Origin of the sequence: Actinomycetospora chibensis (genome assembly GCF_028737215.1) — a bacterium.
GTDB lineage: Bacteria > Actinomycetota > Actinomycetes > Mycobacteriales > Pseudonocardiaceae > Actinomycetospora > Actinomycetospora chibensis.
Window position 1 is genome coordinate 132,263 of sequence record NZ_JAQZAM010000011.1, and the last position, 19,399, is coordinate 151,661.

Here is a 19,399-nt window from a genome sequence, read left to right on the forward strand (position 1 = left end):
ACCACCGAGGAGAGCTCGAGGTTGGGCACCCGATGAGTGACGAGAAGCCGCGACCCGCCCCCACCCGGGCACGCCGCGGGACGAAGATGCGCCGGCGCCTGTCCGGGATGCTCGCCCTGGGCGTCGCGCTGGTCGCCGTCGGCGGCCTCTACACGGTGTTCACCCCGGAGCCCGACCAGGCGCTCGCGGCGGACCCCGCGATCGTGCGCGAGGGTCAGCAGATCTACGACAACTCCTGCATCACGTGCCACGGCACGAACCTGCAGGGCGTCGAGGGGCGCGGCCCGAGCCTCATCGGTGTCGGTGAGGCCTCGGTCTACTACCAGGTCTCCACCGGCCGGATGCCGCTCGCGGCCCAGGGTGCGGTCGCGGAGCGCAAGCCCCCGCGCTTCGACGAGGCCCAGGTCGACGCCCTGGGGGCGTTCATCCAGGCCAACGGCGGCGGTCCGGTGACGCCCGAGGAGAGCGGCGAGGCGCTGCGGGGCCAGGACCTCGGTCGCGGTGGCGAGCTGTTCCGCCTCAACTGCGCGTCGTGCCACAACTTCACCGGCCGCGGCGGTGCGCTGTCCCAGGGCAAGTTCGCGCCGAACCTCGACCCGGCGAGCGAGTCGCAGATCTACGCGGCGATGCTCTCGGGTCCCGCCAACATGCCCACCTTCGCCGACACGCAGCTCTCCCCCGAGGAGAAGCGGGACATCATCGGCTACATCAAGTCGGTGGGCGCCGCCAACCCCGCGAAGGACCCTGGCGGCGTCGGGCTCGGAGGCTTCGGCCCCGTGCCGGAGGGCGTCGTGGCGTTCTTCGTCGGTCTCGCCGCCCTCATCGGTATCTCTCTGTGGATCGGATCCCGCCAGTGACCCGCCCCGATCAGGGCGCTGACGCGCCCACGCAGTCGCACGACGGCCCGCGCATCCCCTCGGACGACGAGCTCGCCCGGATGAGCACCGACGACCTCGTCCGTCTGGGCAACCAGATCGACGACCTCGAGGTCGTCTCGAACCGCGAGCGGTTCCCGGTGCCCGGCACCCGCGCCGAGCGCCGGGCCGAGCGCCAGGTCGCGGGCTGGTTCATCATCGCCGCGCTGTCGGGCATCGCCTTCCTCGTGGCGTTCATCGCCTGGCCCTGGGAGTACGTGGGCCCGGGCGAGGAGGGCGGCGTCCTCTACGCGCTCTACACCCCGGTCATCGGGTTCCTCTTCGGCCTCTCGGTGTTCGCGGTCGGCATGGGTGTGATCGCGTACTCGAAGAAGCTGCTGCCCGAGGATCTGACGATCCAGCAGCGTCACGACGGCCGGTCCTCGGAGATCGACCGGCGCACGGCGGCCGCCCGCCTGGTCCAGACCGGGCAACAGAGCGGCATCACGCGGCGCAAGCTGGTGTACCGGTCGATCGGTGCCGCCGGCGGCGTGCTCGGGCTCGGTGTGCTCGTGGCGGCCTTCGGGGGCCTGGTCAAGAACCCGTGGAAGGAGGGGCCGAACTCGCCCCTGCTCATCACGGGCTGGCACTCCGAGGACGGCGAGCGGGTCTACATGCGCCGCGACACCGGGGAGTCCGAGGAGGTCGTGCTGGTGCGTTCGGGCGACCTCGCCCCGGGCGCGATCGAGACGGTCTACCCGTTCAAGGAGTCCCAGCGCACGCACCCGGAGGAGCTCGCCGAGGTCCTGCGGTCCCCCGACTCGCCGGTGATGCTCATCCACCTGCGTCCCGACGTCACCGTCATCAAGCGGGCCGGCCAGGAGGACTTCAACTACGGGGCCCTGTTCGCCTACTCGAAGATCTGCAGCCACATGGGGTGCCCCACGTCGCTGTACGAGGACCAGACGAACCGCATCCTCTGCCCGTGCCACCAGTCGCAGTTCCAGGCGAACGAGTACGCCAAGCCCGTCTTCGGCCCGGCGACCCGTCCGCTGGCGCAACTGCCGATCGCGGTGGACGATCAGGGATATCTGTACGCGCGCAGCGACTTCATTGAACCGGTGGGTCCGGCGTTCTGGGAGCGAAGGTCATGAGTGCGATCACCACACCCACCCGCAAGGGCGGCGGCACGGCGATGAAGCTCGTCGGCACGGCCGCTGACGAGGCGGACAGCCGGTTCCACCCGGCCGGGCCGATGCGGCGTCAGATCAACAAGGTCTTTCCCACGCACTGGTCGTTCATGCTGGGCGAGATCAACATGTACGCCTTCATCGTGCTGCTGCTCTCGGGCACCTGGCTGGCGATCTTCTACGACCCCTCGATGGCCGAGACCACCTACACCGGCGTGTTCCAGCCGTTGCAGGGCGTCGAGATGACCAAGGCGTACGAGTCGACGCTGAACATCTCGTTCGAGGTGCGCGGCGGTCTGTTCATCCGCCAGGTCCACCACTGGGCGGCGCTGCTCTACGTCGCGGCGATGATCGCGCACATGATGCGGACGTTCTTCACAGGAGCGTTCCGCCGCCCGCGCGAGACCAACTGGGTCCTCGGCGTCGTCCTGCTGCTCACGGGCATGATCGAGGGCTTCCTCGGCTACTCGCTGCCCGACGACCTGCTCTCGGGCACCGGCCTCCGCACCGGCGTCTCGGCGATCATCATGTCGATCCCCGTGGTGGGCACGTGGCTGCAGTGGGCCATCTTCGGCGGCGAGTACCCGGGCACGATCATCATCCCGCGCCTCTACATCGTCCACGTCTTCCTGCTCCCGGGGCTGATCACCGCGGTGATCGCGATCCACGTGGCGCTGGTGTGGTTCCAGAAGCACACCCAGTTCCCCGGCCCCGGCCGCACCGAGCGCAACGTCGTCGGCGTCCGCATCCTCCCGACGTTCGCCACCAAGGCCGGCGGCTTCACCGTCGTCTCGGTGGGCCTCATGGCGGCGATGGGCGGCCTGTTCCAGATCAACCCGATCTGGAACCTCGGCCCGTACAACCCGGCCAAGGTCTCGGCGGGCTCGCAGCCCGACTGGTACATGGCCGTGTTCGACGGCGCCGTCCGGCTGTGGCCGTCGTGGGAGATGTATCTGTTCGGGACCTACACGATCCCGGCGATCTTCTTCCCGGCCGTGATCGGGATGGGCATCCTCACCACGCTGCTCGCGCTCTACCCGCTGCTCGAGCGCAAGCTGACCGGCGACGACGCCCACCACAACCTGCTCCAGCGCCCGCGTGACGTCCCCGTGCGGACGGCCACCGGCGTGATGGCCATGACCTTCTACTTCTGGCTGGTCGTGGCCTGCGGCAACGACATCATCGGCTACACGTTCGACATCTCCCTGAACGTGATGACGTGGATCGGGCGCATCGGGCTGCTCGTCCTGCCGCCGCTCGTGTACTTCGCGACATACCGGATCTGCCTGGGCCTCCAGCGCAGCGACCGCGAGGTGCTCGAGCACGGCATCGAGACCGGGCACATCAAGCGCCTGCCGCACGGTGAGTTCGTCGAGGTGCACCAGCCGCTGGGTGGCGTCGACGAGCACGGCCACCCCGTGCCGCTCGCCTACCAGGGCGCCAAGGTGCCGAAGCGCATGAACGACCTCGGTTCCGCGGGCCAGCCCCTCAAGGGCGGCTGGTTCCGTCCGGACCCGGCCGAGGAGCAGGAAGCCCTCGGCGGCGGCCACGGTGGTGGCGACCCGATGCAGGTCGAGCCCGGCGAGCAGCGCGAGCTCGCCGGCCGTCCGGACGCCGGGCGCCCGCGCGACATCCAGGAGTAGTTCCGAGCACGTCCGCACGACACGGGCCGGGAGCGTCATCGACGCTCCCGGCCCGTGTGCGTTTGGTCGGTCCTCCCCGGCCCCCGGCCCCCGGAGCGCGTCAGCGCGTGCACCTCAGGTGCAAGCCCTGCGTCCACGCTGGCACTGAACGCCAGGATCGCCACAACGTCGCCTGAGCGACACGCCGAGGAGGGCGCTGGGGGCGCGTGAGCGCTCCAGGGGTCACGAGGGAGGGCTCCCCCGCGCCCCTGCCGCTCACAGGGCCTCTGAGGCCACGCTCGAGCTCGCTCACGGGGACGAGCCCTGAGCACCCAGGGGATCGTCCGGCCGCGATCTGCCGCTGTGGTTGACGGGCACCCGCGTGCGACGGCGCCGGGCGGGCACCTGCCCGCCGCTCGGGATCGGCAACGCGACCTTCGTGGCCGCTCGACCTTCCCCGCCTCGGGCCTCGGGCCTCGGGCCTCGATCAGCAGGCGGAAACACACCGTCCACGTGCCACTGCCGGTACCTCTCGACCTGGTGATCTCCCGACCGCCCGCCCCACGGGCGGGCCGGGTCCCCGCTCCGATGGCACGAACGCGCCGTTCATGCGCGCAGAAGCAGCGAACGGCCCGTTCGCTCCACCGACCACGCCCGCCCCCGCACCTCGAGCCGGACGGAAGACACACCACAGCCCCGCTCCGACGGGCGGAGCGGGGCTGTGAGGGCCTGGGATGAACCCGCGAGCGAGCTAGTGCGCCGACGGACCCGCGTGGTACTCGAACACGAGGCCGCAGATGGCGATGATGAGCGCGACGCCGGCGAGGACGATCAGCCACCACTGCCACAGGGCGATGCCGAAGCCCGTGAGGGCCGTGCCGCCCGCGACGGCGATGGGCCAGTAGCTCCCGGGGCTGAAGAAGCCGAGGTCGCCGGCGCCGTCCGACACCTCGGCCTCGGGGTTGTCCTCGGGCCGCTCCTCGAGCCGCCGGGCGACGAAGCGGAAGTACGTGCCGACGATGAGGGTCAGGCCGCCGGTCAGCGTCAGGGCGACGATGCCGACCTCCTCACCCGAGAGGATGCCGTACACGATCGCGCAGACGAAGCAGAAGACCGTGAGGATCTCGAAGATGCGGGATTCGACCTTCACCGGGTCCTCGCTCTCGACAGGGTGGGGCGGGCGGTCACTTGAACGCCTGCCGGGCGGTCGGGTCCGGGTTGGCGGGCTGCGTGGTGATCGACTCGGGGTTGCAGAGCTCGCCGCAGTTCATCGCCGCGAGAGCGGCGTTGGTGGTGAAGCCCTGGCCCGTCTGGGGGTCGATCCGCTGGCGGGTCTGGAGGAACTGTTCGAAGAGGGCCGGCGGCAGCGCCCGGACCTCGAAGTTCATCATCGAGTGGTAGGCGCCGCAGAACTCCGCGCAGCGGCCGACGAAGGCACCGGGACGCTCGATCCGGTCGATGACCCAGGTGTTCTTCTGGTCGTTCTCCTCCGGGTACGGGATGACGTCGCGCTTGAACAGGAACTCCGGCACCCAGAAGGAGTGGATGACGTCCTTCGACTCCTGGGTGAACGCGATCGGCCGGTCGGTGGGCAGCACCAGGATCGGCACGGAGGTCGTGGTGCCGACGACGGAGGCCGGGAGCCCGTTGGGCGCGATGGTCTGCGGGTAGCCGAACTCCCAGTTCCACTGGAACCCGGTGATCGTGACCTGCAGTTCGTTGCCCTCCGCCTCGCGGTCGACGACGTTCTGCACGACGACGGTGAAGTAGAAGAGCACCGCGACGATCACCAGCGGCACGACTGTGAGCACGAGCTCCAGCGGCAGGTTGTACTGGAACTGGCGCGGGAGGTCGGACTCGCCGGCGCGCTTGCGGTGGAAGGCGACGGTCCAGGCCGTGAGGCCCCAGACGATGACGCCGACGACGAGGGCGGCGACCGCGGCCCAGGTCCACAGCGTGCGCATCTGCGTGGCCTCGGGCGTGACACCGACCGGCCAGCCGAAGCGGAGGACCTCGTCCACCGAGCATCCGGAGGTGGTCACCGCTACGACGACGGCGGCCGCAGCCAGTCCCAGGACCCGGCGTGCGCGCCCGGTGCGGGCCCGGGGCGGCGTCCCATCTCGGCGCACTGCTGCTGCCTTCCTCCTCGCACGGTGCACGCCATCCGACCAGGGGCCGAGAACGGCTCCGGACGGTGCGGCGAGCGGCCCGGCGACCCGGGCCCCGACGTCGGAGCGGAGACTATCCGAGCGAGCCACTACGCGCTGTCGGAGGGGCGCGCGGGGTGTCACGGAGCGGCGCATCCGGGTCGTCATACTGAGCGCATCCCGCCCCTCGGGGCGGCGGCGGTGGCCCCGGAACCGGAGGTGTCAGCGGACGCGTGTGCGGCCTGATGGGATTGATCACGCCCGGCGGTGAGGGCGCGGCGCGTGCCGACGCGGTGCGGGCGAGCCTCGCGTGCATGCGCCACCGCGGGCCGGACGAGTCCGGCGTGTGGCACGACGACGACGTGGCGCTGGGCTTCAACCGACTCTCGATCATCGACGTCGAGAACTCGCACCAACCCCTGACCTACGCGAGCGATCGCTACCGCATCGTCTTCAACGGCGAGATCTACAACTACCTCGAGCTGCGCGAGGAGCTCGCGCGTGACCACGGCGCCCGATTCGTCACCGACGGGGACACCGAGGCCATCGTCGCCGCCTACGACGTCTGGGGTCCCGACGCGGTCCGCCGCCTGCGCGGCATGTTCGCGTTCCTGATCTGGGACACCCACGAGCGCATGCTGTTCGGCGCCCGCGACCCGTTCGGCATCAAGCCCCTCTTCGTCTCCGCCGGGCCGCACGGCGTGGCGTTCGCCAGCGAGAAGAAGAGCCTGCTCGAGCTGGCGAAGGGTCTCGGCGAGCCGACCACCGCGCCCGACCCGACCGCGCTGCAGCACTACCTGCAGCTGCAGTACGTGCCGGAGCCGCTCTCGCTGCACCGCTCCATCCGCCGCGTCGAGTCGGGGACGAGCTTCACCGTCTCCCCCGGCGAGCCGATGTCGACGGAGCGCTACTTCGTCCCGACCTTCGACGAGAAGCCGGTCGACGACGAGGCCCGCGTGCACGCCGAGATCACCGAGGTCCTGCGCGACTCGGTGGCGAAGCACATGCGCGCCGACGTCACCGTGGGCGCGTTCCTCTCCGGCGGCATCGACTCCACGGTCATCGCCGCGCTCGCCAAGGAGCACAACCCGGACCTCATCACCTTCACCACGGGCTTCGAGCGCGACGGCTACTCCGAGGTCGACGTCGCGCGCGAGTCGGCCGAGGCGATCGGCGTCCGCCACGTCGTCCGCACCGTCACCGCCCAGGAGATGATGGACGCGCTGCCGCTCATCGTCTGGTACCTCGACGACCCGGTGGCCGACCCCGCACTGGTGCCCCTGTGGTTCGTGGCGCGCGAGGCCCGCAAGCACGTCAAGGTCGTGCTCTCCGGCGAGGGAGCCGACGAGCTGTTCGGCGGCTACACCATCTACAAGGAGCCGCTCTCGCTCGCGCCGTTCGAGAAGCTGCCCGGGGCGGTGCGCAAGCTCGCCGGGTCGCTGTCGGCGAAACTGCCCGACGGCGTGCGCGGCAAGGACCTCCTGCGCCGCGGCGCGCTCCCCCTCGAGGAGCGCTACTACGGCAACGCGCGGATCTTCCGCAACGACCAGCTCGCCGCGGTCCTGCGCGGGCACGACCCCGAGCTCTCGCACGTCGACATCACCGCGCCGCTCTACGCCGACTCGGGCTCCTGGGACCCGGTGGCGCGGATGCAGCACGTCGACCTCTTCACGTGGCTGCGCGGCGACATCCTCGTCAAGGCCGACAAGATGACGATGGCCAACTCGCTCGAGCTGCGCGTGCCGTTCCTCGACAAGGAGGTCTTCGAGGTCGCGTCGCACCTGCCGACCGACCAGAAGGTCGCCTACGGCACGACGAAGTACGCGCTGCGCCGGGCGATCGACGGCATCGTGCCGCCGCACGTCCTGAACCGCCGCAAGCTCGGCTTCCCGGTGCCGATCCGCCACTGGCTCGCCCACGACATGCTCGAGTGGGCCCGGGAGATCGTCCGCGACTCCCAGACCGACGCGATCCTCGACAAGGCCGCGGTGCTGCGCCTGATCGACGACCACCGCGCCGGCCCCGTCGACCACTCGCGGCGGATCTGGACGATCCTGGTGTTCATGCTCTGGCACGGCATCTTCGTCGAGGAGCGCATCCGCCCCGCGATCCCGGAGCCGAACTACCCGGTGTATGCGTGAACGTGCCGGACGTAACGGTGCGGTCCCTCTGATGGCGGCTTTCACCTAGGGTCGAACGTTGGTCCGAAGGACGTACCGCCAGCGAGAGGCATCCATGGACGTACTGGGAATCGGCAACGCGATCGTCGACGTGTTGTTCCGCAGCGACGACGACACCATCCGCGGGCACGACCTGCCCAAGGGCGGGATGACGCTCATCGACGAGGCCCAGGCCGAGAAGCTGTACGCCGAGGCGAGCGACACCACCGAGCGCTCCGGGGGCAGCGTCGCGAACACCATCGCCATCGCCGCCACCCTCGGCGCGGACGCGGGCTACGTGGGCAAGGTGTCGGACGACCGTCTCGGCGACTCGTTCACCGACTCGATCCGGTCGCACGGGGTCGCGTTCACGACGCCGGCGCTGTCCGGGAGCCCCGCGACCGCGCGGTGTCTGATCATGGTGACGCCCGACGGCGAGCGCACGATGTCGACGTTCCTCGGTGCCTGCACGGCGCTGGGGCCCGACGACATCGAGCAGGGCGACGTCGCCGGCAGCAAGGTCAGCCTCATCGAGGGCTACCTCGCCGACACCGAGCACGCGCGCCGGACGATCGGCAAGATCGTCGACGCCGCGGCGAAGAGCGACGCGAAGGTCGGCCTGACGCTGTCGGACGCCGGCTGCGTCGACCGCCACCGCGAGTACTTCCGCGAGCTGTGCCGCGAGAACGTCGAGATCCTCATCGCCGACGAGGACGAGGTCGCGGCGCTCGTCGGGGACGACCCGATCGAGGGCCTGCTGCGCGACCAGGGCGGCAACTGCGAGATCGTCGTCGTCACGCACGGCCCGAAGGGCTCGACGATCTACGGCGTCGGCGGCTCCCGCCACGAGGTGGAGGCCCGCCCGGCCGACGAGCTCGTCGACACCACCGGTGCCGGCGACGCCTACGCGGGCGGCTTCCTGTACGGCTGGACCCGCGGGCTCGACGTCGGTGTGGCCGGCCGGATCGGCTCGGTCGCCGCGTCGCACGTCGTCGCCCAGATGGGGGCGCAGCCGCCGGAGGACCTGCGGCAGAAGGTCGCCGCGGAGGTCCCCGACCTGTAGGACGCCGGACACACAGCGGCCCCGGACCTCGAGCGAGGTCCGGGGCCGCTGTGCTGTCGGGTCAGTTGAAGCTGTCGCCGCAGGCGCAGGACCCGCCGGCGTTGGGGTTGTCGATCGTGAACCCCTGCTTCTCGATGGTGTCGACGAAGTCGATGACCGCACCCTGCAGGTACGGCGCGCTCATGCGGTCGACGGAGACGGTGAGCCCGTTGAAGTCGACGTTGAGGTCGCCGTCGAGGCTGCGGTCGTCGAAGAAGAGCTGGTACTTGAGACCCGCGCACCCGCCCGGCTGGACGGCGATGCGCAGCGACATGTCGTTGCGGCCCTCCTGGTCGAGCAGGGCCTTGGCCTTGCCGGCGGCGGAGTCGGTCAGCTCGACACCGTGCGCGGCCTCGGTGACCGCGGAGGGCGCGGTCGGGTTCTCGACGGTCATGGTTCTCCCTTGAGCTCCCGGGACGGACGCTGTGCACTACCCGCTGCGCACAACCCGGTCGCGGTGCCGTGTGTTCCTTCGGGGCGCCACATGATCCTGAAGGCCCCGCGGCCGGACTCCATCGTCGCACACGTCGGGCCCGTGCTCATGCGTGCGCGCGCTCACCCCCGTCACCCGGGAGGACGCGCCCCCCAGCGCTTGGCGACGCCCTCGGCGAGATCGGCCAGCCGGGCGGCGGGCTCGGCGAGGGCGGCCTCGACGGAGCCCGCGTCCGCGGCCACCGAGTAGACGCCCTCGAGCCCGGCCTCCAGGGCCTCCCCCGTGCTCATGTCCACCTGGCCGGCCAGCGCGATGCACGGAACGCCCTGCTCACGGGCCCGCGCGGCCACCACCGAGACGAGCTTGCCGTGCAGCGACTGGGCGTCGAGGCGTCCCTCGCCCGTGACCACGAGGTCGGCCCGGGCGAGGGCCTCGTCGAGGCCCGCGACCTCGCGGACCAGCTCCCCGCCCGCGACCCGGCGGGCCCCGAGCGCCGCGAGCGCCACGCCCAGCCCGCCGGCGGCGCCGGCCCCGGCGAGGTCGGCGAGGCCGTCACCCAGCACCGCCGCCCACGTCGTCAGCGCCGCGTCGAGGGCGGCCACGGTCTGTTCGTCGGCGCCCTTCTGGGGGCCGAACACCGCCGCGGCGCCCTCCCGGCCGGTGAGCACGTGGTCGACGTCGGCGGCCACGACGAGGTCGACGCCCTCGAACCGCGCCCGGACGTCCGCGAGCCCGTCGAGGCGCGCGGCCCGCGCGAGGGCCCCGCCGCCGTCGGGCAGGGCGTCCCCGTCGGCATCTCGGGCCACGGCGCCGAGCGCCGCCAGCATCCCGGCCCCGCCGTCGGTGCAGGCGGAGCCACCGAGCCCGACGACGATCGCCTGGGGCTCGTGTCCGGCCGCCGCCGCCAGGAGCTCGCCGACACCCCGGCTCGTCGCCGACGCCGCGGTGCGGGGCGTGCGCTCGTCGACGAGGTGCAGCCCGCAGGCCGACGCCGATTCGAGGTACGCCGTCCCGTCCAGCTCCAGCCACGTCGCCCGCGTCGGCGTCCCGAGGGGGCCGGTGACCTCGACCGCGTGGCGGGTGCCGCCGCGTGCGGTGTGCAGGACCTCGACGAACCCGGTGCCGCCGTCGGCGAGCGGGAGCAGGATGGCGGTGTCCTCCGGTTCGGCCCGGGCCCAGCCCTCGGCCATCGCCGTGGCCGCCTCGGCGGCGGTCAGACTGCCACCGAAGGAGTCGGGAGCGAGCAGCACGCGCATACGGCGCACCGTAGGGGTCTCGCGGTCTGGGGAGGCCCGCGCGGGTGCCCTATTCTGGAGACGTGAACTTCTTGCGCCGTGGCACCTCGACCGGGTCGGGCTCCGAGCCCGATGACGCCACGACCACCGAGGCCGACGACCGCGAGACGGTCGTCGTCGGCGAGCGCGGAGGCCGCCAGACCACCGGCAAGGGACGCCCCACGCCGGCCCGGCGCGACGCGCAGGGCAAGCGGCGCGGACCGGTGGCGCCGGCCCCCAAGACCCAGCGCGAGGCCATGAAGCGCGCGCGGGCACTGCGCGGCACCAAGGACGACCGCCGCAAGGCCTCCGCCGAGCGTCGCAAGCGCATGATGGCCGGGGACGACTCGGTGCTGCTGCCCCGCGATCGCGGGCCCGCCCGCGCCTACGCGCGCGACCTCGTCGACGCCCGGCGCAACCTCATGGGCCTGTTCATGCCGCTGGCCGTCGTCATCTTCGTGACGGTGATCGTCCCGATCCCGCAGGTGCAGACCGCCGGCAGCCTGATCTGCCTGGTCATGCTCGTGATGATGGCGCTCGAGGGCGTCATGCTCGGCCGCTACGTCGTGACGCGGGTGCGGGCGAAGTTCCCGGACGAGCAGATCGGCGGCCTGTCCTACGGTTGGTACGCGTTCACGCGCGCCACCCAGCTGCGCCGTCTGCGGATGCCCGGGCCCCGGGTGGCCCGCGGCACCGCGATCGCCTGAGGGCGGTCCTGCGCACGCTGGTCCTCGGCGGGACGCGCTCGGGCAAGTCCGCCTACGCCGAGGGGATGCTCGACGCCGACGCGCCGGTGCTCTACGTCGCCACCGCCCGCGGTGTCGACCCGGGCCTCGACCCCGAGTGGGCCGACCGCGTCGCCGTGCACCGCGCCCGCCGACCCGCCTCGTGGCGGACGGTGGAGGACGCCGACCTGCCGGCGGTCCTCGACGGCCACCCCGGCGATCCCGTGCTCGTCGACGACCTCGCCACCTGGGTGACGGGGCTGCTCGACGACGCTGGCTGGGAGCGCGACGCGCCGTCCGTCGACGCGGCGCGTACGTCGCTGACGGCGGCGGTCGATCGCTTCGGCGGGACGCTGGTGCTCGTGTCCGCCGAGGTCGGGCTGGGCGTCGTGCCCTCGACGAGTGCCGGTCGCCGCTTCCGCGACGAGCTGGGGGCGGTGAACCAGGCGCTCGCGGCGGTGTGCGACGAGGTGTGGCTGCTCGTGGCCGGGGTGCCCCTGCGTCTGCGGTGACCGGCTACGGTCGCGCCGAGATCGCCCGCCCCGCAATGTCGTGCCGAGGAGGAGGAACCCGCGTGCACCCGGTCGCCAGCTCGGCCCCGGCGGGTGTCGCGCCCCCCGACGAGACCGCCCGCGAGGAGGCCCGCGCGGCGCTGCCCGGCGGGAGCTACGGGCGCCTCGAGGAGCTCGCCGCATGGCTCGCCGCCTGCCAGGGGCGGGCGCCGGCCCGGGCGCCGCGTCGGGTGCGGGCGGTGCTGTTCGCCGCCGACCACGGGATCGCCGCCGCCGGTGTCTCGGCCCACGCGCCCGCGGAGACCGTGGCGCGGGTGGCCGCCGCGCGCGACGGATCGGGCGCGGCGGCCCGGTTCGCCGAGGCCGCAGGCGCCGGGCTGCGGGTCGTCGACGTCGGGCTGGCGACGCCGGTGCCCGGGGACGCGCGCGACGATCGTGCCGTGGTGCGGGGCGGCGGACGCCTCGACCTCGAGGACGTGCTGACCGCCGACCAGGCCGCGGCCGCGCTGCGCGCCGGGCGCGAGGTGGCCGACGAGGAGGTCGACGAGGGCGCCGACCTGCTCGTCGCCGGTGAGCTGGCCGTCGGCGTCAGCACGCCCGTCGCCGTGCTCGCCGCCGCGATGACCGGGCGCGAGCCCGTGGCCGTCGTGGGGCGCGGCAGCGGGATCGACGACCGCGCGTGGATGGTCAAGGCCGCGGCGGTCCGCGACGGGCTGCGGCGCGCCCGTCCGGTGGGCCGCGACCCGCAGAGCCTGCTGCGGATCGCCGGCGGCGCCGACCTCGCGGCGCTCGTCGGGTTCCTCGCCCAGGCCGCCCGTCGCCGGACCCCGGTGGTGCTCGACGGCGCGGCGACGGCCGTGGCCGCGTTGCTCGCCGACACCGAGGTCCCGGGCGCGCGCGCCTGGTGGACGGCGGGCACACGGTGCACCGAGCCCGCGCAGGCGTTCGCGCTCGACGTCCTGGGCCTCGAGCCGCTGCTGGACCTGTCGATGCGCGCCGGTCAGGGCACCGGCGCGCTGACCGCGGTCGGGCTCGTGCGCGCCGCGGTGTGCGTCGGCTGACGTGCCCGGCCCCCTCCGCGGCGGGGTGACGCTGGCCGTCGCGATGTTCACGGTCGTGCCCCTGCACGCGCGGCGGATCGACCGGCCCGCCGCCGCCGTGGCGCTCGCGGTGGTCCCGGTCGTGGGCGTGGTGCTCGGCGCCCTGCTGGGCGCCGCCGCCGCGGGCATGGTCGCCGGCGGGGCGCCGGGGTTGCTCGCGGGGCTCGTGGCCGTCGGTCTCGGGGCGGCCGCGACCCGCGGGCTGCACCTCGACGGCCTCGCCGACCTCGCCGACGGGCTCGGCAGCCACGGCGACGCGGAGCGCATGCTCGCGGTGATGCGCGACCCCGGGACCGGGGCGTTCGCGGTGATCTGGCTGGTCGTGGTGCTCGGGATCCAGGCCACGGCGTGGGGGGCGCTGGCGGAGCGGGGGCTGGTGGCCGCGGCCGTCGGGGGCGCGCTGGCCCTGGGGCTGGGGCGCGCCGCGTTCGCGTGGGTGGCGCGACGGGGCGTGCCGGCGGCGTCCCCGGACGGCCTCGGCGCCCTGGTCGCCGGGACCCAGCCGACGTGGATGGCGCCGGTGTGGGCGGCGCTGCTCGCCGGCGCCGCGTTCCCGGTGCTGGGGCTCCGGGCGGCGATCGCGACCCTGCTCGCGGCGGTGGTCGTCGTCCTCGTGGCCGCCCACGCCCGCCGGCGCCTCGGGGGCGTGTCGGGCGACGTGTTCGGAGCCTGCGCCGAGCTCGCGGGCACCGCGGCCCTGGGGGTGCTCGCGACGCTCGGGTAGCGAGGCGTCGTGGCACGTGTGGGTGTTCACCCGCGCCAGGGCACGGACGAGCACCCACGAGCGCGTCAGCGCAAACGCGTCATCCAGCCCCGGGTATCCGGGGCCGCGCCACGCTGGATGGCGGTGAGGCGCTCGCGCAGGCGCTGGGTCATCGCGCCCGGCTTGCCGTCGGCGATGTCGTACTCGCCGCCCTCGTACTTCACGGTGCCGACCGGGGTGATCACCGCGGCGGTGCCGCAGGCGAACACCTCGGTGAGGCGCCCGGCGGCGTTCTCCTTCTCCATCTCGTCGGTGGAGATCCGGCGCTCGCTGACCGCCGCGCCCTCCTCCTCGGCGAGCTCGAGCAGCGAGCGGCGGGTGACACCGGGCAGCAGGGAACCGGAGAGCTCGGGGGTGACGACCTCGACGTTGCCCGAGGGATCGGTGAACACGAAGAAGAGGTTCATGCCCCCCATCTCCTCGATCCACCGGTGCTCGAGGGCGTCGAGCCAGACCACCTGGTCGCACCCCTGTGCCGACGCCTGTGCCTGCGCGGCGAGCGAGGCCGCGTAGTTGCCGCCGCACTTGGCCTCGCCGGTGCCGCCGGGCACGGCGCGGACGTAGTCGGTGGACAGCCACACGGTCACCGGGGCCAGCCCGCGCGGGAAGTACGCGCCGGCCGGGGAGGCGATGAGCATGTAGAGGTACTCCTCGCTCGGGCGCACGCCGAGCCCCGACGAGGAGCCGATCATGAAGGGCCGCAGGTAGAGCGAGTCCTCGCCGCCCGCGGCCGGCACCCAGCGCTCGTCGACGGCGAGCAGCTCCTCCAGCGAGCCGAGGAACAGGTCCTCGGGCAGCGGGGGCATCGCCAGGCGCTCGGCCGAGCGGGCCATGCGCTCAGCGTTGGCCGACGGCCGGAACGCGTGGATCGAGTCGTCGGCCCAGCGGTAGGCCTTGAGCCCCTCGAAGATCGTCTGGCTGTAGTGGAGCACGACCGCGGCCGGGTCCATCGACAGTGCCTGGTAGGGCCCGACGGTCGCGTCGTGCCACCCGCGCGCGGCGTCCCAGGAGATCGTCACCATGTGGTCGGTGAAGAACTTCCCGAACCCGGGTGCGGCGAGTACCTCCGCCACACGCTCCGCGGTCGCCGGGGCGGGGTGCGGGGTGTGGGCGAAGGCCGTACTCATGGGTCCAGCCTAGTCCGACGGGGCAAGACCGATCGCTGCCCGCGTCACCACGGCGGCGACCCGTCCGTCGCGCACCAGCCAGGCCGCCTCGGCCCCGTCCAGGCGGGCCCGCGCGCCCTCGACCCCCTCCCCCGCGCCGAGGCTCGGCGGCACCGGGCGGACGTGGTGGCGCACCGGATCGTCGTCGGGAAGACCGTCCAGATCCGCCGAGGTCACCGCGCCGAGGATCTCCGACGGGGCCGCCGCGCCGTCGGTCCGGTCGTGTGTCACCGGGGCGGGGCCGGGCGTCCCGGCGAGCGCCGCTCGGGCCCGCGCCACCGTCCAGGACGCGCGCACCACCGGCACCGCGACGACCGGCAGGTCGCCCACCAGCGGCCCCGGGACGTGCGCGTCCGGCTCGTCGAGGAAGCCGAGACGTCTCAGCCAGCCGTCGTCGAAGTACTTCGAGAGATAGGCCCGCCCGGAGTCGGGGGCGATCACGACGACCACGTCGTCGGGACCCAGGTCGCGGGCCGCGACCAGCGCCCCCGCCACGGCCGTCGCCGACGAGCCCCCGAGCAGGAGGCCCTCCTCGCGGGCCAGACGGCGGGCGGTGCGCATCGTCGTGCGGTCGTCGACGCGCACGACCTCGTCGGCCACCGACCGGTCCCAGTTGGCGGGCCAGGGGTCGTCGACGGTGTCGGGGTGGCGGTAGTGGCCGATCGCCTCGACGTAGTACGGGCTGCCGTCCCCGCCGCCGTAGGCGGAGGTCACGGGGTCGACGCCGACGACGCGCACCGGGCCCCGCTCCTTGAGCGCCGCGCCGGTGCCCGACAGCGTGCCGCCGGTGCCGATGCCCGCGACGAAGCACGTCACGCGGCCGCCGGTCTGCTCCCAGATCTCGGGCGCGGTGGTGTCGTGGTGGGCCCGGGGGTTCGCGGGGTTGCCGTACTGGTCGGCGAGCCAGCCGCCCGGCGTCTCCTCCGCGATCCGCGCCGCCAGGTTGATGACGTGGCGCGGGTCGTCGCGCGGCAGTCCGCCCGGGGTCAGCACCACCTCGGCGCCGTAGGCCCGCAGCGCGGCGATCTTCTCGGCGGCGGTGGTGTCGGGGACGACGATCAGGGTGCGGTAGCCGAGGAACCCGCCGACCAGCGCGAGCCCGATCCCGGTGTTGCCCGAGGTGCCCTCGACGATCACCCCGCCCGGGCCGAGCGCCCCGGAGCGCTCGGCGGCGCGGATCATCCACATCGCCGCACGGTCCTTGACGCTCCCGCCGGCGTTCTGCCACTCGGCCTTCACGTAGATCGCCGGCGCCAGGCCCTCGGTCACCCGCCGCAGGCGGATGAGCGGGGTGGCGCCGATGGCGTCGAGCACCGATTCGTGGACGCTCCCGGGCACGCCCCGTGTGTACACGCAAAGATGGCGCCGTGACGTTCCCGGGCTTCGGCGAGGCGGTCGTCGACTTCTACGAGGGCCTCGAGGCCGACAACTCCAAGGCCTACTGGACCGACAACAAGGCGCTCTACGACGACCACGTCCGCGCACCGATGGTCGCGATGCTCGCCGACCTCGAGCCCGAGTTCGGCCCGGGCAAGGTCTTCCGCCCGTACCGCGACGTGCGCTTCGCCGCGGACAAGACGCCGTACAAGGTGCAGTGCGGCGCGACCGTCGGCGGGCGCTACGTCCAGGTCTCGGCCGACGGGATCATGGTGGCCGTCGGCTACTACCGGATGACCTCGGCGCAGGTCGCCCGTTTCCGCGCCGCGGTCGACGACGACCGCCACGGGCCGGAGCTCGAGACGATCGTCGAGGACCTTCGCGCCGACGGGTTCACGGTCGACGGCGAGCAGCTGAAGTCCCGCCCGCGCGGCGCGGACCCCGAGCACCCCCGCCTGGAGCTGCTGCGCCACAAGAGCCTGTTCGTCCGGCGCTCGTGGCCGCCGTCCGACGAGCTGCACACGCCGGCCGTACGCGAGCGGGTGGCCGCGACCTGGCGGCGCCTCGAGCCCCTCGGGCGCTGGCTCGACGAGCACGTCGGCGTCGACCTCGACGACACCGCCGACCGCCCGGGCCGCCGCCGCTGACCCTCACGGCGACCACGCGGGCCGCCGCCTAGCGTCGCCGCATCGTGGGGACGACGACGCGTGCCGCCCTCTGGACCAGCGCGCTCCTGGCGCTGGCGCTGCTCGGCGGCCTCCTCTGGTGGACCGCGACCGAGCGCGGGCTCACCGCCCCTGATCTGTGGGAGATCGTGGACCCGCCGGCGGAGGCGTGCGTCGAGCAGGACCCGACCACCTCGGGCTGTCTCACACCGACCGCCCTGCGCCTGCACGACGCCGCCGTCGCCCGGTTCGGCGCGCCGGGTCCGGACGCCCCGATCCGCTCCGTGACCTGCTGGTCCGAGCACGCGTGGAACCCGTCGAGCGACCACCCCGAGGGGCGCGCCTGCGACGTCTTCCCCGCGCGGTACGGCGAGTTCCCGGCGGGCGACGACCTCGCCGCCGGGTGGGCCGTGGCGCACTGGCTGCGCGAGAACGCCCGTGAGCTCGACGTCCGGTACGTCATCTGGCAGGGCCGCATCTGGTCCGCCGGGTCGTCGGACGCCGGCGACGGCTGGGGGCGGCCCTACACCGGCGGCGGCGTGTACGACCCCGAGGACGCCACCGGCGGGCACTTCGACCACGTGCACGTCAGCGTGCGCGACGGGTCCCGGTGGTGAGCCGCCTACGTCCGTGAGCGATGTTCGGGGCTATAGGCCCGGAGATCGCTCACGTGGGGATCGGGTCGTGGGGCCAGTCGCGGAGGTTGACCTGGTCGCACGTGAGGGCGAAGGCGTCGATCTCGTCGGTGCTCGCGCCGCGGGTGAACAGCTCGACGAGGCCCCGGAAGTACTCCTCGCGCGGCGCCCCGGGCACGAAGAGGATGAGGAAGCGGGCCATCTCGTCGCCCACGGCGTGGAACCCGTGCACGCCGTTGACCGGGACGTGGGCGAAGTCGCCGTGCTCGAGCACCTGCCACTTCTGCCCGCTCATCACCGCGAGCCGGCCCGAGATCACCCAGAACGACTCGGAGAACCCCTGGTGGTAGTGCGGGATCGCGCCCCAGCGGCCCGGGACGGCGGCGTTCTCGAACAGGCCGAAGCCGCCGCCGACGACGTCGCTCGGCGCGGTGAACACGACGGGGCCGGCCTGCTCGGCCTCGGCGCGGAAGCGGTAGACGCCCGGCGCGGACTCCGGGATCTCGGTCGGGAAGCTCACCCGGTCGTCCTCACCGCACGTGCGACGGGACGAACGGCGGGCTGACGACCTCGACCTCCAGCGACCGGCCGCGGACGTCGACGGTCAGCGTCTCGCCCTCCTCGACGCCCGCCGCGGTGTCGAGCAGCGCGAGCGCGATCCCCGTCTTCAGGGTCGGCGAGAACGTCCCGGACGTGGTCTCGCCGATGGGGACGTCGCCCTGCACCACCGCCATGTGCCCACGCGGCACGCCGCGACCGGTGGCGCGCAGCCCCCAGGAGCGGCGCCGCGGACCCGCCTCGCGCTCGGCGAGCAGCGCCTCGCGGCCCCAGAACTCGTCCTTCTTCCAGCCGACCGCGAACCCGCACCGCGCCTGCAGCGGCGTGATGTCGGGGCCGAGGTCCTGTCCGTGCAGCGGCAGTCCGGCCTCGGTGCGCAGGGTGTCGCGGGCGCCGAGCCCGGCGGGCAGCCCGCCCTTCTCGGCCACCACGGCGGCCAGCGCGTCCCACAGCTCCCCGGCGCCGTCGGACGGCGCGATGAGCTCGTAGCCCCGCTCGCCGGTGTAGCCCGTGCGGCAGATGCGCACCGGGCGCCCGGCCCACTCCGCGTCGACGAAGGCCATGTAGTCCAGCGGCTCGGGATCGGTCAGCAGGCCGACCTCGGCGAGCACCTCGGGCGACGCGGGCCCCTGCACCGCGAGCACCACGTGGTCGTCGTGCTCGTCGGCGACGGTGATCCCGGACGGGGCGACCTCGGCGAGGCGCCGCCCGACGCCCGCGGAGTTCGCGGCGTTCGGGACGGCGAAGACCTCGTCGGGGCCGACGAGGTAGAGGATCAGGTCGTCGACCACGCCGCCGTTCTCGCCGCAGCACAGCGTGTACTGCGCCTTGCCCGGCACGATCCGCGACAGGTCGTTCGTCAGGCAGCGGTCGACGAACGCCGCGGCGCCGGGGCCGCTGATGCGGACCTTGCCGAGGTGGCTGACGTCGAACAGGCCGACGGCCTCGCGGGTGGCGGTGTGCTCGGCCACCGTGCCCGAATACTGCACGGGCATCTCCCAGCCGCCGAACGGCGCGAACGACGCCCCGAGGGCGACGTGGTGATCGTGCAGCGGGCTGCGGCGGTCGACAGGGGTCACACCGGTCTCGGACACCCGCGGCACGGTACGGGAGCCGC

The 19,399-nt window shown here is 73.4% G+C and carries 19 protein-coding genes; 11 read left to right on the plus strand and 8 right to left on the minus strand.

What is annotated here, in order from left to right; translation table 11 throughout:
* Positions 1-32 precede the first annotated feature (32 nt).
* Genes qcrC through qcrB form a run of 3 tightly spaced genes read left to right on the plus strand, consistent with a single transcriptional unit; the run spans position 33 to position 3,687 of the window.
* Complete coding sequence (qcrC, locus tag PH189_RS18110) at positions 33-857, plus strand: cytochrome bc1 complex diheme cytochrome c subunit (RefSeq protein ID WP_274190216.1); 825 nt, start codon at positions 33-35, stop codon at positions 855-857.
* Complete coding sequence (gene qcrA, locus PH189_RS18115) at positions 854-2,008, plus strand: cytochrome bc1 complex Rieske iron-sulfur subunit (protein WP_274190217.1); 1,155 nt, start codon at positions 854-856, stop codon at positions 2,006-2,008. Before qcrC ends, qcrA begins: the two co-directional genes overlap by 4 nt.
* Complete coding sequence (gene qcrB / locus PH189_RS18120; protein WP_274190218.1) at positions 2,005-3,687, plus strand: cytochrome bc1 complex cytochrome b subunit; 1,683 nt, start codon at positions 2,005-2,007, stop codon at positions 3,685-3,687. Before qcrA ends, qcrB begins: the two co-directional genes overlap by 4 nt.
* A gap of 730 nt (positions 3,688-4,417) precedes the next feature.
* Here the strand turns inward: qcrB and PH189_RS18125 are convergent.
* Entirely contained in the window at positions 4,418-4,816 is a 399-nt protein-coding gene (locus PH189_RS18125) for a cytochrome c oxidase subunit 4 (protein WP_274190219.1), read from the minus strand.
* Between the two features lie 34 nt (positions 4,817-4,850).
* Positions 4,851-5,795, minus strand: a complete 945-nt coding sequence (gene ctaC / locus PH189_RS18130; protein WP_465251259.1) for an aa3-type cytochrome oxidase subunit II — start codon at positions 5,793-5,795, stop codon at positions 4,851-4,853.
* Between the two features lie 251 nt (positions 5,796-6,046).
* Here ctaC and asnB point away from each other — a divergent pair, with 251 nt between their 5' ends.
* Positions 6,047-7,954, plus strand: a complete 1,908-nt coding sequence (asnB, locus tag PH189_RS18135) for an asparagine synthase (glutamine-hydrolyzing) (RefSeq protein ID WP_274190221.1) — start codon at positions 6,047-6,049, stop codon at positions 7,952-7,954.
* Between the two features lie 94 nt (positions 7,955-8,048).
* Positions 8,049-9,035, plus strand: coding sequence for an adenosine kinase (locus PH189_RS18140; protein WP_274190222.1), 987 nt, complete (start codon positions 8,049-8,051; stop codon positions 9,033-9,035).
* 61 nt (positions 9,036-9,096) lie between these two features.
* Here PH189_RS18140 and PH189_RS18145 read toward each other — a convergent pair whose 3' ends face one another.
* Positions 9,097-9,468: a HesB/IscA family protein gene (locus PH189_RS18145; RefSeq protein WP_274190223.1), complete on the minus strand. Its 372-nt coding sequence runs from the start codon at positions 9,466-9,468 to the stop codon at positions 9,097-9,099.
* A gap of 170 nt (positions 9,469-9,638) precedes the next feature.
* Positions 9,639-10,763 carry a glycerate kinase family protein gene (locus PH189_RS18150; RefSeq protein WP_274190224.1) on the minus strand — a complete coding sequence of 375 codons (1,125 nt, stop codon included), beginning with the start codon at positions 10,761-10,763 and terminating at the stop codon, positions 9,639-9,641.
* A 62-nt stretch (positions 10,764-10,825) separates the two neighbouring features.
* Between PH189_RS18150 and PH189_RS18155 the strand changes: the two genes are divergently transcribed.
* The 4 genes from PH189_RS18155 (at position 10,826) to PH189_RS18170 (ending at position 13,842) form a co-directional block, all read left to right on the plus strand.
* Complete coding sequence (locus PH189_RS18155; RefSeq protein WP_274190225.1) at positions 10,826-11,488, plus strand: DUF3043 domain-containing protein; 663 nt, start codon at positions 10,826-10,828, stop codon at positions 11,486-11,488.
* A gap of 65 nt (positions 11,489-11,553) precedes the next feature.
* Positions 11,554-12,018 (plus strand): bifunctional adenosylcobinamide kinase/adenosylcobinamide-phosphate guanylyltransferase, encoded by a 465-nt coding sequence (locus PH189_RS18160; protein ID WP_378014879.1) that lies wholly within the window; start codon positions 11,554-11,556, stop codon positions 12,016-12,018.
* 62 nt (positions 12,019-12,080) lie between these two features.
* Positions 12,081-13,079, plus strand: coding sequence for a nicotinate-nucleotide--dimethylbenzimidazole phosphoribosyltransferase (locus tag PH189_RS18165; RefSeq protein WP_274190226.1), 999 nt, complete (start codon positions 12,081-12,083; stop codon positions 13,077-13,079).
* 1 nt (position 13,080) lies between these two features.
* On the plus strand, positions 13,081-13,842 hold the full coding sequence (locus PH189_RS18170; protein WP_274190227.1) for an adenosylcobinamide-GDP ribazoletransferase: 762 nt from the start codon (positions 13,081-13,083) through the stop codon (positions 13,840-13,842).
* Positions 13,843-13,907: 65 nt separating this feature from the next.
* Here PH189_RS18170 and PH189_RS18175 read toward each other — a convergent pair whose 3' ends face one another.
* Both PH189_RS18175 and PH189_RS18180 read right to left on the minus strand, forming a co-directional pair.
* Positions 13,908-15,008, minus strand: coding sequence for a branched-chain amino acid aminotransferase (locus PH189_RS18175; RefSeq protein WP_274190228.1), 1,101 nt, complete (start codon positions 15,006-15,008; stop codon positions 13,908-13,910).
* A 9-nt stretch (positions 15,009-15,017) separates the two neighbouring features.
* Positions 15,018-16,385 carry a PLP-dependent cysteine synthase family protein gene (locus tag PH189_RS18180; RefSeq protein ID WP_274190229.1) on the minus strand — a complete coding sequence of 456 codons (1,368 nt, stop codon included), beginning with the start codon at positions 16,383-16,385 and terminating at the stop codon, positions 15,018-15,020.
* 29 nt (positions 16,386-16,414) lie between these two features.
* Here PH189_RS18180 and PH189_RS18185 point away from each other — a divergent pair, with 29 nt between their 5' ends.
* Together PH189_RS18185 and PH189_RS18190 are read left to right on the plus strand one after the other, a co-directional pair.
* Positions 16,415-17,071, plus strand: a complete 657-nt coding sequence (locus PH189_RS18185; RefSeq protein WP_274190230.1) for a DUF2461 domain-containing protein — start codon at positions 16,415-16,417, stop codon at positions 17,069-17,071.
* 44 nt (positions 17,072-17,115) lie between these two features.
* Positions 17,116-17,706: a VldE C-terminal domain-containing protein gene (locus PH189_RS18190; protein WP_274190231.1), complete on the plus strand. Its 591-nt coding sequence runs from the start codon at positions 17,116-17,118 to the stop codon at positions 17,704-17,706.
* Between the two features lie 49 nt (positions 17,707-17,755).
* Here PH189_RS18190 and PH189_RS18195 read toward each other — a convergent pair whose 3' ends face one another.
* Positions 17,756-18,244, minus strand: a complete 489-nt coding sequence (locus tag PH189_RS18195; protein ID WP_274190232.1) for a cupin domain-containing protein — start codon at positions 18,242-18,244, stop codon at positions 17,756-17,758.
* A gap of 10 nt (positions 18,245-18,254) precedes the next feature.
* Positions 18,255-19,376 (minus strand): glycine cleavage system aminomethyltransferase GcvT, encoded by a 1,122-nt coding sequence (gene gcvT / locus PH189_RS18200; RefSeq protein ID WP_274190233.1) that lies wholly within the window; start codon positions 19,374-19,376, stop codon positions 18,255-18,257.
* Between the last annotated feature and the right edge of the window lie 23 nt (positions 19,377-19,399).